11 protein-coding genes are annotated in these 16,304 nt (G+C 63.3%); 5 read left to right on the top strand and 6 right to left on the bottom strand.

The genetic code is table 11. The features are described 5' to 3' along the window. Nucleotides 1-17 precede the first annotated feature (17 nt). The 6 genes from ACTHQS_RS17175 to ACTHQS_RS17150 all read right to left on the bottom strand — a co-directional run bounded on the left by ACTHQS_RS17175 (nucleotide 18) and on the right by ACTHQS_RS17150 (nucleotide 5,815). Nucleotides 18-1,460 (bottom strand): phytoene desaturase family protein, encoded by a 1,443-nt coding sequence (locus tag ACTHQS_RS17175; RefSeq protein ID WP_440171337.1) that lies wholly within the window; start codon nucleotides 1,458-1,460, stop codon nucleotides 18-20. Then, nucleotides 1,453-2,916 carry a glycosyltransferase family 87 protein gene (locus tag ACTHQS_RS17170; RefSeq protein ID WP_440171335.1) on the bottom strand — a complete coding sequence of 488 codons (1,464 nt, stop codon included), beginning with the start codon at nucleotides 2,914-2,916 and terminating at the stop codon, nucleotides 1,453-1,455. The genes ACTHQS_RS17175 and ACTHQS_RS17170 overlap by 8 nt, the downstream gene beginning before the upstream one ends. Nucleotides 2,917-2,964: 48 nt before the next feature. Then, a complete protein-coding gene (locus ACTHQS_RS17165; RefSeq protein ID WP_440171333.1) occupies nucleotides 2,965-3,096 on the bottom strand; it encodes a hypothetical protein in 132 nt (43 codons plus the stop codon). 339 nt (nucleotides 3,097-3,435) lie between these two features. Beyond that, on the bottom strand, nucleotides 3,436-3,570 hold the full coding sequence (locus ACTHQS_RS17160; RefSeq protein WP_440171331.1) for a hypothetical protein: 135 nt from the start codon (nucleotides 3,568-3,570) through the stop codon (nucleotides 3,436-3,438). 155 nt (nucleotides 3,571-3,725) lie between these two features. After that, nucleotides 3,726-4,310: a histidine phosphatase family protein gene (locus ACTHQS_RS17155; RefSeq protein WP_141182849.1), complete on the bottom strand. Its 585-nt coding sequence runs from the start codon at nucleotides 4,308-4,310 to the stop codon at nucleotides 3,726-3,728. Beyond that, nucleotides 4,307-5,815 (bottom strand): CCA tRNA nucleotidyltransferase, encoded by a 1,509-nt coding sequence (locus ACTHQS_RS17150; RefSeq protein ID WP_440171329.1) that lies wholly within the window; start codon nucleotides 5,813-5,815, stop codon nucleotides 4,307-4,309. The genes ACTHQS_RS17155 and ACTHQS_RS17150 overlap by 4 nt, the downstream gene beginning before the upstream one ends. A gap of 208 nt (nucleotides 5,816-6,023) precedes the next feature. On the opposite strand from ACTHQS_RS17150, the gene ACTHQS_RS17145 reads away from it, so the two are divergent. The 5 genes from ACTHQS_RS17145 (at nucleotide 6,024) to trxA (ending at nucleotide 12,058) form a co-directional block, all read left to right on the top strand. After that, complete coding sequence (locus tag ACTHQS_RS17145; RefSeq protein ID WP_056335973.1) at nucleotides 6,024-6,524, top strand: NUDIX hydrolase; 501 nt, start codon at nucleotides 6,024-6,026, stop codon at nucleotides 6,522-6,524. 60 nt (nucleotides 6,525-6,584) lie between these two features. Then, nucleotides 6,585-8,723, top strand: coding sequence for a murein biosynthesis integral membrane protein MurJ (gene murJ / locus ACTHQS_RS17140; protein WP_440171327.1), 2,139 nt, complete (start codon nucleotides 6,585-6,587; stop codon nucleotides 8,721-8,723). Nucleotides 8,724-8,887: 164 nt separating this feature from the next. Next, complete coding sequence (locus ACTHQS_RS17135; RefSeq protein WP_440171325.1) at nucleotides 8,888-10,525, top strand: discoidin domain-containing protein; 1,638 nt, start codon at nucleotides 8,888-8,890, stop codon at nucleotides 10,523-10,525. Between the two features lie 213 nt (nucleotides 10,526-10,738). Continuing rightward, nucleotides 10,739-11,695, top strand: a complete 957-nt coding sequence (gene trxB / locus ACTHQS_RS17130) for a thioredoxin-disulfide reductase (RefSeq protein ID WP_440171324.1) — start codon at nucleotides 10,739-10,741, stop codon at nucleotides 11,693-11,695. A 36-nt stretch (nucleotides 11,696-11,731) separates the two neighbouring features. Next, a complete protein-coding gene (trxA, locus tag ACTHQS_RS17125; RefSeq protein ID WP_440171322.1) occupies nucleotides 11,732-12,058 on the top strand; it encodes a thioredoxin in 327 nt (108 codons plus the stop codon). The last annotated feature ends 4,246 nt before the right edge of the window (nucleotides 12,059-16,304 follow it).

Here is a 16,304-nt window from a genome sequence, read left to right as displayed (position 1 = left end):
AACCAACCCACCGGAACCTAGGAAAGCCCCAATGCCGGAACCGGCAACTTGAAGATGTCCTTGAGGGCGTGCTTTGCCGCGTGCATCCCGGGCATGCCCGTGACCCCGGGGCCAGGAGGTGTTGACGACGAGCAGAGGTAGACACCCAGCAGCGGGGTCCGCCACGGGACGGGGGAAACCACCGGTTTCTGGACAAGCCCGCGGACGTCCATCACACCGGCGCTGAAGTCGCCACCGATGTAATTGCGGTTGTACTCAGCCAGCTCCGCCGCGGTGATGACATGTGATTCCACCACCAGGTCGCGGAAGCCCGGCGCGAACCGTTCCAATTGGGCCACCACCTGGCTGGTCATGTCCTTCGTCGAGCCGGACGGCACATGGCAGTAGGTCCACAGGACGTGCCGGCCTTCCGGTGCGCGGCTGGAGTCGAAGCGGGACGGCTGCGCCACGAGCACATACGGCCGTTCGGGGTGGCGTCCGGCACTGACCTCGTTCTCCGAACGCGCGAGTTCAGCCCGCGTGCCGCCCACATGGACCGTCCCCGCGTCGGATAGCCCGGCTGCCTGCCACGGCACCGGCCCGGAAAGGATGAAGTCCACCTTGCAGGAGCCGTTGCCGTAGCGGAAACGCTCCAGTGCCCTGCGGTAGTGGGCGGGAAGGGAGTTCCCCGCCATGTCCAGCAGCCCCCGGGGCGCCACGTCCAGCAGGGTGGTGCGGGAGGCCGGAAGCTGTTCCAGCCGGTCGATCGGGGTTTCGGTGTGGATAACGCCGCCGTGGGCCCGGATGTCATCGGCAAGCGCTGCCGCTATTGCTGCCGAGCCGCCGCGGGGGATGGGCCAGCCGCCGGCGTGCCCCAGGGCGCCGAGCATGAGTCCGGCTCCGGAGGCTGCGAGGGAGGGCAAATGGGAGATTGCGTGCGCAGCCACACCGCTGAGGAGGGCCGGCGCAAGTTCGTCGCGGAACCTGGCGTTCCACAATCCGGTCCCCTGTTCCAAGGTCCGCAGTCCATAAATCCCCGCCACCAGGGGGTTCCGGGGAATCCGGAGGAGCTGGTTCTGCGTGAAGTCCATGACATCGTCGATATGCCGGACCAGCGGTTCCATAAGCCGCCGGTAGGCGGGTCCGTCCTGCCCCAGTTCCGCCGCTGTCCTGTCCAGTGATTTGTAGGCCAGCGCTGCGCGGCCGCCGTCCAGCGGCGAACCGAAGGAAACTTCCGGAGTGACCAGCTCCACCCGACGGGGCAGCTCGAAGGCACGGAAGAAAGGGGATGCAACGGCCATTGGATGCACCGCGGAGCAAACGTCATGGAAGTACCCCGGCCGCATCAGCTCCGTGGTCCGGGTGCCACCGCCGATTTTGGCTGCAGCCTCGAAGACCTCCACTGACAGTCCGGCCCGCGCCATGACCGCTGCTGCCGAAAGTCCGTTGGGACCGGAGCCTACTACCGCGACATCAGGCATGGGACCTTGCTTTCGGAGGAAGGAGCGAGGCGCCCGGCCGGAATGGATTCAACCGAAAGCGGTCCGGCGCATTCGCGAAAGGGCCGCCGTGCGGATCATCAAGATGGTGCCGGCGGATGGGGTCGTACGCGGGGTCGTAGATATCCCAGACGACCCGTGCCATGAGGTAGCCCACCGCGGCCATGTGCGCGGCTACGGCGAGGACGTAATAGGGCATGTCCAGGTTGTGCTGGGAGGAACCTGCGCTGGTCACCTGACCAAGGTACATCCAGATCGCAGCCCAATGCAGGGCTTCGATGCCCTGCCACACCAGGAAGTCCCGCCACCGCGGCCTGGCAAGGGCCAGCAGCGGAATGAGCCACACGACGTACTGCGGCGAATAGACCTTGCTGGTCAGGATGAAGGCAGCCACAACCAGGAATGCGAGTTGTGCCAGCCGTGGGCGGCGGCGTGCCGTCAGGGTAACAGCGGCAATCCCGCCGCAGGCCAGCACAAAGAGTCCCGCGGACAGAACGCTGACGCCTTCGGCACCAAGCCCGGACCAGCCCAGCCTGTCAGCCACAAGGTTGTAGGCGAACCAGGCTGAGCTGTGACCGGCACCCCGATCGGCGCTGTACTGGAAGAAATACGCCCAACCCGATGGGTTGGCGACAGCGAAGGGCAGATTGACCACCAGCCACGTGGCAGTCGCGCTGCCGGCGGTTACCAGCAGCGGGCGCCATCTTCCGGTGCGCACCGCAAGCAGCAGGATGGCCCCCAGCACCAGGAGCGGATACACCTTGGTGGCTGTTGCCAGGCCGATCATCACTCCGGCGGGAACGAGGCGCTGCCGGGCAAAGAAGTACATCCCCAACGCAAGCAGGCACGCAGCCCAAAGGTCCCAGTTGATGGTTCCGGCCAGCACGATTCCCGGCGCCACCGCCACCATGGCGGCGTCCCAGGGACGGCGGCCTGGCATACGGGCAACCACCACCACGGTGAGCATCGCCACGGCAGCCAACAGCACGGCGTTGATGTCGAAGTAGGCCAGCGCCTGGGCGTTAACATCCCCACCTGGCACCAGCCATGCCGTCAGCCCCGCGATTAAACCGATGAGCACCGGGTATTCAAACTGGCTGCCGCTGCCCAGGATGGGAAAGATTCCGGCCGCCATGCCGCGGTTCCGGAACAGCTCCGGGAAGTCCGAGTAGCAGGTGGCATAGAACTGTGTGGGCGTCGCCCACCCGTTGGCCCTGCAGTAGCCCTTGAGCAGGATCCCCAGCAGGGCTGCCAGTGCCGTGAGGGCAATGAGTACCCGCTCCACGGTGAAGATGCCCGATGTGACCGCACCGGGATCAGCCCTGGTCCCCAGCGGACCGCCGATCACCTCGGTGAAATTCCGCAGCAGGGAATCACTGCGGCTGGGCACCACGATGCGGGGCCGTCGTGAATCCTCCGGCGGCTGGGTCTCGTGCATGGGATCGAGCTTACAGCCGGCCCCTTCCCCCAGGTTCGGGGCCGCCTGTCAGCGCAGTCCGCCCAACTGTTGGTGCATCAGCACGAACACGTCGTTCCGGTGCTGCTCCAGCAGGGCACTGTTCAGGGAACTGCGGCGCTGCAGAGGCCGGGACAGGAGAACCAGGATTCGTCGTATCAAGGGAACCACCTCCTTTCTTTGATAATCAGGAATGAAAAAGGGCACCGTAAATCAGCACCGTTGTCGGGCGCAAAAGGGCATGCTAAAGCGGTGCGGGAATTCCAAAAAGGAAATCAGTGAATTAAGTCAGCGCAATTAAACAGGGCCGGCTACAAAACAAGCTGTTGGGGAACTGTAAAAGCCAAATGCCAGGTTCTCCGAGGAGGACCGTTCGAAGGCAGGGCACGGGCTACGCCAAGAGCTGTTTCACGGAGTCAGCGGGGAATCGCAGCGGTCCGCAGTCGGTAGGAGCTGGGCGGATACCGCAGCGGCAGTCCTGGCAGGGAAGGCCGGTGCGGGCTAGCGTCGCCGCAGCTGGACCGGGAGGGTGACAGGCCCACCCGTGCCGGCATTGACCGGGGCAACGCGTGCGGAATCAGCAAAGGCCGGGAACGCATTGATGCGGGCATTCCATTCGCCAGTCAAAGTCATCATTATCCCAACCTCCTTTTCTGCTGTCCGCTGCGTGGATTGCAATGCGGTCTGGAGCCCAAGTGGATCACCGTGGGGTCAGGAATAAAAGTACCGCAGGATTCCGTAAATTACCAGCAATTTACCGGGAAAAAGTAAAACTTCCCGAAAAGTAACGTTTACAGGCCCCAGCGGACAATTGCAGGAGTCTTCTTATCCCATCCCAGGGTGCAGACCTTCGCCGTCCCCAGGACAAAGTGCCGCCCTTCCGTGGGCGGCAATTCCAGCCAGCGGGCGGTCAGGATCCGGGAGAAATGCCCATGCGCCACGATCAGCACGTTGTCCATCCCGGATTCCAAAATCCGGCCGATGATCTTGTCCGCCCTGGCGGCGACCTCATCCAGCGTTTCACCGTTGGGCACGCCGTGGGTCCAGATCAGGTAGTCGGGGTTGTCCTTGCGGATCAGGTCGGAGCTGATGCCTTCGTAGTCGCCGTAGTTCCACTCCACTGCAAGCGGCTCGTGCCGGGCATCGGGGAAACCTGCCAGTTCGGCTGTCCGCCGCGCACGCCGCAGCGGGGAGGTGAGCACCAGGTCGAAATCGACACCGTCCAGCACCTTGCGGGCCTCCACGGCCTGCTGCTCACCTTCCACGGTCAAAGGAAGGTCGGTGAGCCCGGTGTACTGTCCGCTCTTGGACCATTCGGTCTCACCGTGGCGAAGGATCCAGAGCTGGGGGCGCGGGGCAAGGGCGGGATTGGTCACTTGGACTCCTCAACGGGTGAAGGTTCGACGACGGCGGGAGGGGCTTCGGCCCCAGGTCCGGCAGGTGCTGATTCAGGCTGTTCGGCCCACCAGCGGAGCAGGCGCGCCTCCGCTTCTTCGGCGGGCAGCGGGCCGTGTTCCATCCGCTCATTAAGGAGGAACTTGTAGGCGCGCCCCACAACAGGTCCGGGTTTAAGGTCCAGCAGGGCCATGATCCGCGCGCCGTCCAGATCCGGGCGCACCGCGTCCAGGGACTCCTGTTCACGCAGGACGGCAATCCGTGACTCAAGGTCGTCGTAGGCGAAGGCCAGTCGTTCGGCCTTCCGCTGATTCCTGGTGGTGACGTCCGAGCGCGTCAGCCGGTGCAGCCGCTCCAGCAGCGGCCCGGCGTCCGTGACGTAGCGCCGGACGGCGGAGTCACTCCAGCCGGCGTCGCCGTAGCCGTAGAAGCGCATATGGAGCTCCACCAGCCTTGATACGGCCTTGGTGGTGTCATTGTCGAACCGCAATGCCTTCATGCGCTTGCTGGTGAGCTTGGCACCCACCATGTCGTGGTGGCGGAAGCTCACCGCGCCGCCCGGTTCAAAACGGCGCGTAGCCGGCTTCCCGACGTCGTGCATTAATGCCGCAAAGCGCAACACGAAGTCCGGCCCGGGAACGGGGCCCTCCGCGTCCGTTTCCAGCTCCGCGGCCTGTTCCAGGACCTGCAGGGAGTGCTGGTAGACGTCCTTGTGACGGTGGTGCTCGTCGGACTCGAGGCGGAGGGCGGACACCTCGGGCAGCACGTGCTCGGCCAGTCCCGTGTCCACCAGGAGGTCAATACCTGTCCGCGGCCGGGCCCCGCAGACCAGCTTGACCAGTTCATCCCGCACCCGCTCCGCGGAGATGATCTTGATCCGGTCGGCCATGTTGGTCATGGCATCCCGGACATCATCGCGGACGGAAACGCCCAGCTGGGCGGCGAACCGGGCCGCCCGCATCATCCGCAACGGATCATCAGAGAAGGAAGCCTCGGGGGCGCCCGGCGTGGCCAGCACGGACGCGTGGAGGTCACGCACGCCGCCAAAGGGATCCACCAGCTCCATGGAAGGCAGCTTCAGCGCCATGGCATTGATGGTGAAGTCGCGGCGCAGCAGGTCATCGGTCAACGAGGAGCCAAATGCCACTACCGGCTTGCGGGAGTCCGGATCGTAGGCCTCGGCCCGGTACGTGGTGATTTCGATCTGGAAACCGGCCTTGCGCATGCCGATGGTGCCGAACGCCCGGCCGATCTCCCAAAAGTTGTCCGCCCACTTCTTGATCAGCGCCACGGTCTGGTCCGGCGTGGCGTCAGTGGTGAAGTCCAGGTCGGGGGAGGTCCGGCCCAGGAACAGGTCACGCACGGGACCGCCCACCAGGGACAACTCGTGGCCGGCGTCCACGAAGCGCTGCCCGAGCTCCAGGACCACCGGGGGCACCTTGAAGTCGACAGTGTGGGAATCAATCTTGTGATGTGCGTGCGCCATAGTTCCTTAAGCTTGGCAGAAACCAGCGGCTTGGCAGTCCAAAAAAGCGTCACGATCCGCGCTGATTCGCGATCCCCTCCGGAAAGTACGTCATATCCCGTCCATGTTGCTGTCATGTTCCGGTCATCACCGGAGGGCAACAGTCGTTAGAGTGGACTCCATGGCCCATCCAGTACCGAGCGCTCCAGGCAGGAGGACAAACGCACCATTGCCGTCGGCAATCGGTGCGCACGTTGCCCCTGCCCAGCAGTCGGCACCGGCATCGCTGCCTACGGTTGAGGAAGTCTCGGCCGGTGGCGTGGTGGTGGACACGTCCGACGCCGAATTGAGGGTGGCGATTATCGCCCGCCTTAACAGGGGTGGCCGCCTCGAGTGGTGCCTGCCCAAGGGCCATCCGGAGGGCAAGGAAAACAACGAAGAGGCCGCGGTCCGGGAGATTGCCGAGGAAACCGGCATCGAGGGCACCATCCTGGCTCCGCTGGGCAGCATCGACTACTGGTTCACCGTCAGCGGCCACCGGGTCCACAAGACCGTGCACCATTACCTCCTTCGTGCCACAGGCGGCGAGCTGACGATCGAGAACGATCCGGACCAGGAAGCCGTGGACGTGGCCTGGGTACCCATCCAGGAACTGGCCCGGAAGCTGTCCTTCCCCAACGAACGCCGCATCGCCGACCTCGCCCGCGAGGTCCTGCCCGGGCACCTTTAAGCCCGGACGCCGCCGTCGCCATTGCGGTGTTAAGTGCCCGCGGGTGAGACGATGAAGTCGATGTCAGCTACCAACTTTCCTTCCGACCGGTCCGGCCGGCCCGATGACGCCGCGCCCGACGGCGTACCCCCTGAGCCGGCGGCCCCGGACCTTGCGGAGCCTGCAGCGGCGGGCGTCAGCGAGACCCGTTCCAGCGCCATCATGGCTGCCGGGACGCTCGTTTCACGTTTCCTGGGCTTCGGCAAGACCTGGATGCTCGGCACCGCCCTGGGCCTCGGTTCAACGGTCAATGACACCTTCATCAATGCCAACAACCTGCCCAACCTGATCTTCCTGCTGGTGGCCGGCGGCGTGTTCAATGCAGTGCTGGTCCCGCAGATCATCAAGGCCAGCAAGGCTCCGGACAGGGGAGCGGACTACATCAGCCGGCTGCTGACGCTGGCTGTCCTGCTCCTCCTCGGGCTGACAGCGCTGGTTACCCTGGCGGCGCCGGGGGTTATCGAACTGACCACGCAGGGGTACTCGCCACAGCAGAAGGCGCTGGCGGTGACGTTCGCGTTCTGGTGCCTGCCACAGATCTTCTTCTACGGCCTCTACGCCCTGCTCACCCAGGTCCTGAACGCCAACGGCGCGTTCGGCCCTGCCATGTGGGCACCCATCCTGAACAACGTGGTGGCTATCGCCGGCCTGGGGATGTTCATTTGGATCTTCGGCACCAACGAGTTCAGTCCCCACACCCTGGACAACTGGGGTTCCACGCAGACGCTGCTGATCGCAGGGTTCTCCACCATTGGCGTGCTGTCGCAGACGGCCATCCTGCTGGTGCCGGTCTTCCGGCTGAAGCTGGGACTCCGGCCGCGGTTCGGCTGGCGGGGAGTGGGACTCGGCCACGCAGCCAGGCTGAGCGTGTGGACGCTCCTGACGGCCGCCGTCGGGCAGTTGGCTTTCCTGTACGTCATGCGCATCGCCACTATCCCCGGCGCTGAGCGCATCCGGCTGCAGGAGGCGGGGGACCCTTCCGCCTCCACCCTTCCGGGCAACGCCGTCCTTGAGGTGGCCAGCCAGCTGTACCTCCTGCCGCACTCGATCATCGCCCTCTCCCTTGCCACGGTGCTGTTCAACCGCATGACCCGCGCCTCACAGGAGGGCAATCGTGCGGAACTGCGGGATGCTCTCTCTCACGGTCTCCGGACCATGGCTGTGGCCACCGTCTTTGGAGCGCTGGCGCTGTTCGCCCTGGCAGGTCCGCTGGGCATGTTCTTCTCGGGCGGCCTCCGCCAGGACGGCGTCATGCTCGCCCAGACGCTGACCATCCTGGCCCTCAGCACGCCGTTCATGAGTGCCAATTTCATGATGTCCCGCGTTTTCTACGCCAACGAGGACGCCCGCACCCCGTTCTACGTGCAGCTGCTCCTTGCAGTGGTGTACGTGGCGGGCGCCTTTGCCATCCAGTTCCTGCCGGTGGGCCAGATCATCTACGCCATCGCCGTCCTCTACATGGCAGGCAACATTCTCTCCGTGGTCATCAGCGCGTTCTTCCTGCGCCGCATGCTGGGCAGCCTCGATGGGCCGCGCATCGCCAACTCCTACATCCGCATGGGGTACGCGGCCTTGGGCTCGGCCATTGCCGGTGCCGGCGCGCTCTGGCTGATGGGCAGCTACAACCCCGACGGGTTCGCATGGAGCGGGCGACTCCAGGCGCTGGTGACGGTGGCCGTGGCAGGGCCGGTCATGCTGGCCGTCTACTTCCTGCTGCTCAGGCTGTTCCGGGTCTCTGAGCTGAGCGATATGCTGCGGCCCCTGTTGGGACGGTTTGGCCGGGGCGGCCCGGCCCCTGCTCCTGAAGCCGGGGACGCGCCGTCGTCCGCTCCTGCCGGCGGAACTTCCGGCCAGGGTCAGCGTCCGGAGCGGGCCACCACGTCGGTGGACACCGGCCTCATCCCACGGATTTCAGGCGAGTTCGACGCCGTCTCCTTCCGTGCGGGCCCGGATCCGGAGCGTGGGGCCCGCCGCCAGGAAAAGTACGACGACGGGGCGCGGCAAGGTGCCGAGGAAGCCTACCTGCCGGGCGAGGACCAGCCCGGCACGGCCCGCGGCGGCCTGCTCAGCGACCAGATTCCGCTCCCCGGCCGCCGGACCTACCAGGGCAAAGCCGGTGAGAACCCGTATTTCAGCAGCCGGCGCAAGCGCAAAAAGTAACCCAGGTGCGCCCCCGCGGCCGTCTTCTCCGCGGCCGTCCGGGGCGGATCGGCTAGGATCGAACAGGTACAGGGGTAGTTGCATTCAGGGCAGGCCGTGCGCGGGCACCTGAAGGGCGGTTGCGTTATCGAGGCCGGCAATCCCGGACAGTCTAGGAGGAACACGTGTCCAACCCGATCGATGTCGGATCAGTACTGGGCGGCCGCTACAAGGTCACCGCCACAGTGCTGGCCTCGCACGACCACGATCTGGTGCTGGATGGTGTGGACCAGGTCCTCAACCGCCCGGTCAGCATCCTGGTTGCCGGACCGGAAAACACGGAACAGGTTGCGCAAAGCGCCCGCGAAGTGGCCACCGGCGAACGTCCCGGAACCGTGCAGGTCCTGGACCTTGGCGTCACCGAGGACGCCACCTACCTCATCACCAACCACACGTCCGCCGCCGACCTCCTGGACCTGGTGGTGGCCCCCAACCCGCCATACGTGGAGCCGTTCTTCACGGACACCCTGGGCAGTGAAATCTTCGGACAGGCGCGGTCACACGAGCCCGAACCGTACGACGAAGAAGACCACGTCGAAGCAGGCTACATCAGCTACGCCGATTCGCACCCCAACCAGGTTGATCCCTACCGTTCAGCTCCTGAGCGGTCAGCTCCCGCCGTTCCGCCCCGGCCGCCGGTCCGTCCCGCTTCCAGTCAGCCCACGCCGAGGGGCCGCGCCGGAGCAGCTGCCGCCGGTGTTGCCGGTGTTGCCGGTGCAGCCGCCACTGCCAAGACGGGGACGGGTGCCTCCCGGATGGACCCCGACGCCACTGCCGCCCAGCCCGTGGCACATGATGCCGTAACCGCGCCGGGCCGCGCAGTCTCCGCAGAGGCGGACACTGGTCCGAACGCTACAGCTGCCCAGGCCAACACTTCGTCAGTCACCCAGCCTTCCGCTGAAGAACGTAAGCCGAAGGTCTCCCTGTGGTCCAACGACGACTACGCCCAGCCGGGGGACCAGGACCACCACGAAGACACGGATCACGCCCCGCAGGAGCCTCGTCCTGTCAAGAGCAAATCCGCGCTCTTTGCCCGCACGGCAGCGCCCGCTACCGCCGGCGTCTCCTTTGCTGACCGAGACGACTACGACGATGACCGCGACGCATCCGAAAGCCAGCCGCGATCCATGCGCTGGCTGGTCGGGGGTCTGCTCGCTGTTGTCCTGATCGCCGGCCTCATCTTCGCCGTAACCAACCTCGGAAGCCTCTTCACGTCAGAACCGCAGGCCAAGCCCACGGCCGCGCCCGTTACCACCGGTGCTCCGCAAAACTCTGCACCGGCAACGCAAGCAGCCCCATCGGCGCCCCCGGTTGTTCCTCCGGCCATCGAGAGCGTCAGCCGGCAGGGGAATTTCGACTTCGCCGCCACGTTCGACGGCGACCTGATCAAGGCGTATGACGGTAACGCGGCCAGCTACTGGTCCGACATGGAATTCGCAACGGAGAACTGGGGCGGTTTGGCTCCCCAGGGGGTCCCGTTGGTTGTGAAGTTGAAGGGCACTTCCACCATCTCATCCATCACCCTCTCCCAGCTCGGTGGATCGGGCGGCAACATCACCGTTTACACCAACGACCGGCCCTCCATGGACGGAGCGAAGCCAGTGGGAACCAACAGCTTCACGTCCACTGACCTGAACATGCCCCTTCCGGAACCCGTTCAGGCACAGTACGTGATCGTCTCCATCAATTCGCTCCCCAAGCTGGCGGCCCCCAAGACCCGTTACGGCTACGGCCTCCGGCTCGCTGAAATCAAGGTCCAGTAGCGCTTAGGCATCACGGCGGCCCGGCTGCTGTAATCCATCCTGCAGCAGCAGGGACTGTAGTCTGGGAAAAGCGCCCTGATACGGCGGGACCTTTGTCTTCCGCTGTGCTTTACGTCGTCCGGGCGCTGGAATATTCAGCACTCGGACACAGTTGTGCCATGTGGCCGGCCTCCACGGGGAGGCGAGTCGAACAAGGAAGAGGTTCACGGTCCAGTGACCATCGAAGAGAAGACGGCGTCGGACGTTCGCGACGTCATTATTGTGGGCTCAGGCCCGGCGGGCTACACAGCAGCTGTCTATACCGCCAGGGCAGACCTTAAGCCTCTGCTGCTGGCTGGTTCGGTGACCGCCGGCGGGGAATTGATGAACACCACGGACGTGGAGAACTATCCCGGTTTCCCAGAGGGAATCATGGGACCGGACCTGATGGAAAACTTCGAGAAGCAGGCCGCACGATTCGGGACTGAAATCCAGTTTGAGGATGTGACCGCGCTTGAGCTCGATGGGCCCGTGAAGACGGTTACCATCGCCACGGGGGAGACCTTCAAGGCAAAGGCAATCATTCTCTCCACCGGCTCCGCCTATCGTGAACTGGGCCTCCCCAACGAAAAGCGGCTCTCTGGGCACGGTGTGAGCTGGTGCGCAACCTGCGACGGTTTCTTTTTCAAGGATCAGGACATCGCAGTCATCGGTGGCGGCGACTCCGCCATGGAAGAGGCCCTGTTCCTTACCAAGTTCGCGAAATCGGTAACGGTTGTTCATCGCCGTGACTCGCTGAAGGCCTCCAAGATCATGGCCGACCGGGCGCTTGCCCATGAAAAGATCAATTTTGTCTGGAACAGCACCGTAGACGACGTCCTGGGAACGGACAAAGTCACGGGTCTGCGGTTGAAGAATCTGTTGGACGGCTCAGTGTCCGATCTTGCCGTTACGGGAGTTTTTGTCGCTATCGGTAATGATCCCCGCACCGACCTGGTTGAGGGTGTCCTGGATCTGACGCCTGAAGGAACCATCGCGGTGGAGGGGAGGAGCTCCCGGACCAGCCTCCCGGGTGTGTTCGCCGCCGGCGACGTTGTGGATCCCACCTACCGGCAAGCCATCACTGCCTCGGGTTCCGGATGCGTTGCGGCTATCGATGTTGAACACTATCTGGCAGACCTGCCTGCATAATCTGCCCCACTGTTATTCGAAGAGAAAGATTAGGTTATGAGCAACGCTAAAGATGTAACTGACTCGAGTTTCGGCTCCGACGTCCTCTCCGCCGATAAGCCGGTAATCGTAGACTTCTGGGCAGAATGGTGCGGCCCCTGCCGCAAGCTGGGACCTATCCTGGATGAAATTGCAGTCGAGTACGGTGAGAAGGTGGACGTCGTCAAGGTAAACGTTGATGACAACCCCGCTATTGCTGCCCAGTATGGAATCACCTCCATTCCTGCGGTCTATCTCTTCCAGGGCGGCGAGGTGAAGAGCACTGTCATAGGCGCCAAGCCGAAACAGTTCTTCGAAAAGGAATTTTCTGACGTCTTGTCCTGATGCCTGCATCCCTCAGATGTTTAGTGGGGGATTGCCCGCGCAGAGATAGCGCTTGAAGTGGCCATCGCCTACCGGCGGTGGCCACTTTTTATTGTGTTGGCCCCCTGGTTGCTGGGCGACCACGTGCCGGAGACCGCATCAGCGCCCCTGTCCGTCATACGACGTGTTTCACGTGAAACGTTCCCAGTGGGCTAGTCAGGCGACAACTGGGCGTCCCTGAACCCGCACTTCAGTAACCGCCCTCGATCACGGTACACCCACGACTACTGCAGAGACACCGCGCAATGGAGACGCGTCGTCCGGGAATAAGCGTCCTCGTGTTGAGTCTCCTGCCTGCTTCATCTCTTCAACCCACCACTGCTGTCGCCCTGATGCTGGCAGGCGTCCCACGGACTATCTAGGCAGAGGGCGACAGGGGATAGAAACGCGCATACCCCGCCGGATCCCTTCAGAGACTCCGGGGAGTCCGTCGAGGTCCCGGCCTCCCCAAATCGGGGTGGAGCAGCCTGCGAGTCCTGATCGGCATGCGTCTTGGGAGGATGTTTCACGTGAAACGAGGCAGCATCTCTTTGTCCTCTAAGCTGCATCCCCTTACCGGGGTCAGTCTCCATACTTGCAGATTGAATCTCCACTATGATGCGAGGATTGGTCGCCTGTGCGTGGTGCGCGGCAGCGTACACCACTTCAGGCTCCCCAGATGCCTTCAAACTTACTAGTCACGAACACTATTCGAGTATCCTTTTGCGCAGGACCTACCAGTAGCAGCGGCGACGTCAGCTATCCACTACATTGAGACGCAGTATCCGTCTTGCAGCGGCCGCACGACCAGGGGAAGGCGATTGCAGTCGTGGATCGACACGAACGACAACGCTCGCGATAACCCGGAATACGCGACCAACCCGGCGCGCCCGGTCGAAATCTGCCGTCTCCGTCATCGCGTAGCTTCTCGGTCCGCGCTGCGCTGAACACCAAGCGTTGTTTGCCACTCAGCCACTAGGGCTCCGACGTGCTCATGCCCGGGAGAGTGGTGACACCGACACCAGCCAGCAGACGCGGGATCTGGTCTGAAGACCATAAGAACACTAGTGGTAGCTCCCCGCGGACGACGTACATCCAAGGTGCCATACCGCTTGGGGCCGATTCGCTGGGCACGGCCATTGGTATCCGATGGGCTGGGCCCGGATCCGCACGGCGAGCAGCAAGAGGGTGGGCAGCTGCGCGTCCGCAGTCACGGATGGACTGACAGCCTAGGTGCCATTGCGTCCCGGTCAGCGCAGGACGGGGAACTCGTTAGACTAAGCCTTTGGCTCGGGCACCATCCGGGTTTCCGCGGCCTCCCGCTGATTCAAGGACCGGTGAAACATCGGCGAATGATGATTGCGGGTTGTTCATTCACGTCCGCGATCCCCATCCAACGACCCGCACGCAACCCCGGTTCACTTGGAAGGCCGCACTCTGTTGCGCCGGTGCTTCACGTGAAACAATGGCGCCACCGGGGGACAAGTCCTGTTCACTCAGGCGCACTCCGGCCACTAACAGGACAATGTTTCACGTGAAACGTTCATGCGACACAGGACCGCGGCGAGGTGCAGGCGTAGACCCCAGGGAATAGGCAGGCGGGGGCATACCCATGCACTCATCGCCCACGATATGCACATTCTCCTTTAGGGATGTGCGACCCGCTAGACGATGATCGAGCCCCAGCCTTGAAGGAGGGCGTAGGAATATACCGCTAAACGGTTGACCGATCATGCGGCCTGCGCGAACAGCGGCGGTAGCAAAGGTCAGGCATGCATCCACGTGGCGGCCCAGGGGCCAGGCATCAGTCCATCACCGCGTGAGATCCACGCCATCGACTGAGGCCCCGCATCGTACGAGACTGCAGTAGGAGATGCTACCTTCCCGGCGGGTGCTGGCAGTCAGCTCAGTAGACCCGCACGGATATCGATGGTAGCCGGTCGCCCTGGGCTTATCGCACGCCAGGTGGCATTCTCTGAAGTGTCGTGCCCTGCATCTTGAAGGGTCCAGCGGCACAGCGCCCGACTGCGCGACGAGAACGGGCGAGGTCTAGCAGGAAGGCGTAGTCTCAGGGGGCAGAGGTCTGCCCGCCATGGTGATCTTGTCCACACGATTATCCACAGCTACACGGTGGGCTAATCCACAAGTTTATCCACAGCCCCCAAGGTGGGAGGCGGGCCGCGCTGTATAGGCTATCTTGCTATGAAATTGAGGACGGTCCTGGGCAGGCCTTCCTGTTCCTATGGGCAACATGGGACCAGTGCCAGCACTTCCCAGCGAATCGCGATTTTCAAGCCCGATTATTACCCTCTTTGGTTGTAAACTCAGTCTAGCTTCCACTACGAGTGCATGCGGCGCCAGCTGTTTCACGTGAAACAATGCTAGCGCCTCACGTCATCCGTCTCGGGTATCGGGACATATCCGGACGGTCGGCCGCTGGGTGGCCGGAGGAACCGGTAGGGGACTGCAGATGTGTCCCATTTATCCCCATGGTTATCCACAGGGATATCCACGGCCGGTCTCTCTGTTGATACCCCGCCACAGTGGCAGCGGGGCAGTACTGCGAAGCCGTAACTCGAAGGACGGTGACCGCAGCTCCGCCGCAACACTGGTAGGTCGCCAGAGGCCAGCCTCAGGACCAGGAGCGGACCCACCCCAACAACGGCATTCACGGTCCGCGCGGGCATGCGGAACAAAGAGATGCGGATTTTTCCCGGGGGGCGGATTTTTCCCGGGGGGCGGATTTTTCCCGGGGGACGGGCGCTTCAAATGGACTTCCTCAAGTCGTCATTCGGCTGCCGGGTACTTAGCTCCATGATGCTGGTAGCGACTGCCCCTGGACTTGGTCAAGCCAGAGGGGCACTGCGGGAACGCGTCGAACTCACTGTAGCGCAAAGGCCCATCCGTGACCGATGGGTAGCGGCGGACGTGGGGCCGCCATCTACATGCGGTTAATGAGAGGTAAACGAAATTGCACAGTTAACTATGTTCCGCCACGGTCGGCCCCATCGTCAGCTCGAGTACGTCGAAGGCGGTGGCTGGTGAGCCCACCTCACATGACCCTGCGGGCGCAGTCACAGCTCTGCCCAGCACTTTTTTCTGAACAGATCCTCGCACCGTCCTCCATGTGCGTAGCAGCGTTGGTCCGCCTACGTGGGGTCCAGGGACAATGCGGGCACCGCACGTGCAACTGAGTCGTCTTCCGCCAACCAAGGTCTGCTTAGGAAGATACGGACGGGTCAGGCGCCGGCACCGGTAGCCCTGGTCGACGCCGTGGGCGTACACGTTGTTTCACGTGAAACGCCGCGTCGATGGACGGTCTGGGATGAACGCAATTGCCCCATTCCCTCGCCACCCCCGGCTTCCCTTGCTCACCGGCTTTGTCTCATAGGATGAGTACCCGCTGCACGTCAGGACTTAGCTTTCCCGCACGATGAATTTGAACGCGTCTTGCTGGATGCCGCCCAACTCGTTAGCTGGATGAAGACGGCGGCCTTGCGTCCAGGTAGCCCGCAAAGCAGGTGAGGGGACCTTCGCGGTGGCGCCAACCTTGTTTCACGTGAAACACGGCAGCGCGTTTTCGCTGTCAATTCCGTCGGCACGTGCTGCAATCCGTGACCGACTATATTCACATAGAGGTACCCGGTCCTCCGTTGAGTCCCGACAGTCTCCTCTTCTAAACCTCCGTATACACAATGTTCGTCAGCAGACGATGAGTCACCCTAGTGGAAAGGCAGGGCGCAAGGGGTAGCGAAGCTAGTATCGCCGTGGTCTATGCTGCATCAGGGCTGGGGAGGCCGCGAACAGCTCATAGGATGCGAGTCCTGATCCGAGCCCCACCTGGGCGAGCACCACGGGGGCCAGCCGAAAAGCCCTTCAACGGATCCTTGGCAACCTTACCGTCAAAGCTGAAAGAGACGGCTAGGTTGGAATACTGGTCTTGTTCGCGCGTTTCTGGATGAAGCACATTTTGGGCGGCAGCCTAAGGCGTCAATGGCACGGGTTTCCGACCAACCACATGTAGAGCAGCGGCCACGGGCAGCTGTCACGCCCATTCACGGCCCCCAAGTAGGCGGCACATGCGCCGCGGTGGTGGCGTGCGCGTGGAGCTTCAAGAACGCGTGGAGTAACCTCTTCCTCGGGCCAAGAGGTGCTGCGATTCTGACGCGGAGACCATTAAAACGGCCACCACGTTGATTCACTGGCGGCTCATTCAGTGCAATGACGG

The sequence above is a fragment of the Arthrobacter sp. SAFR-044 genome (assembly GCF_051965175.1).
GTDB lineage: Bacteria > Actinomycetota > Actinomycetes > Actinomycetales > Micrococcaceae > Arthrobacter.
Note: the sequence above shows the minus strand (reverse complement) of the source record. Positions and strands in the feature narration are given on the sequence as shown.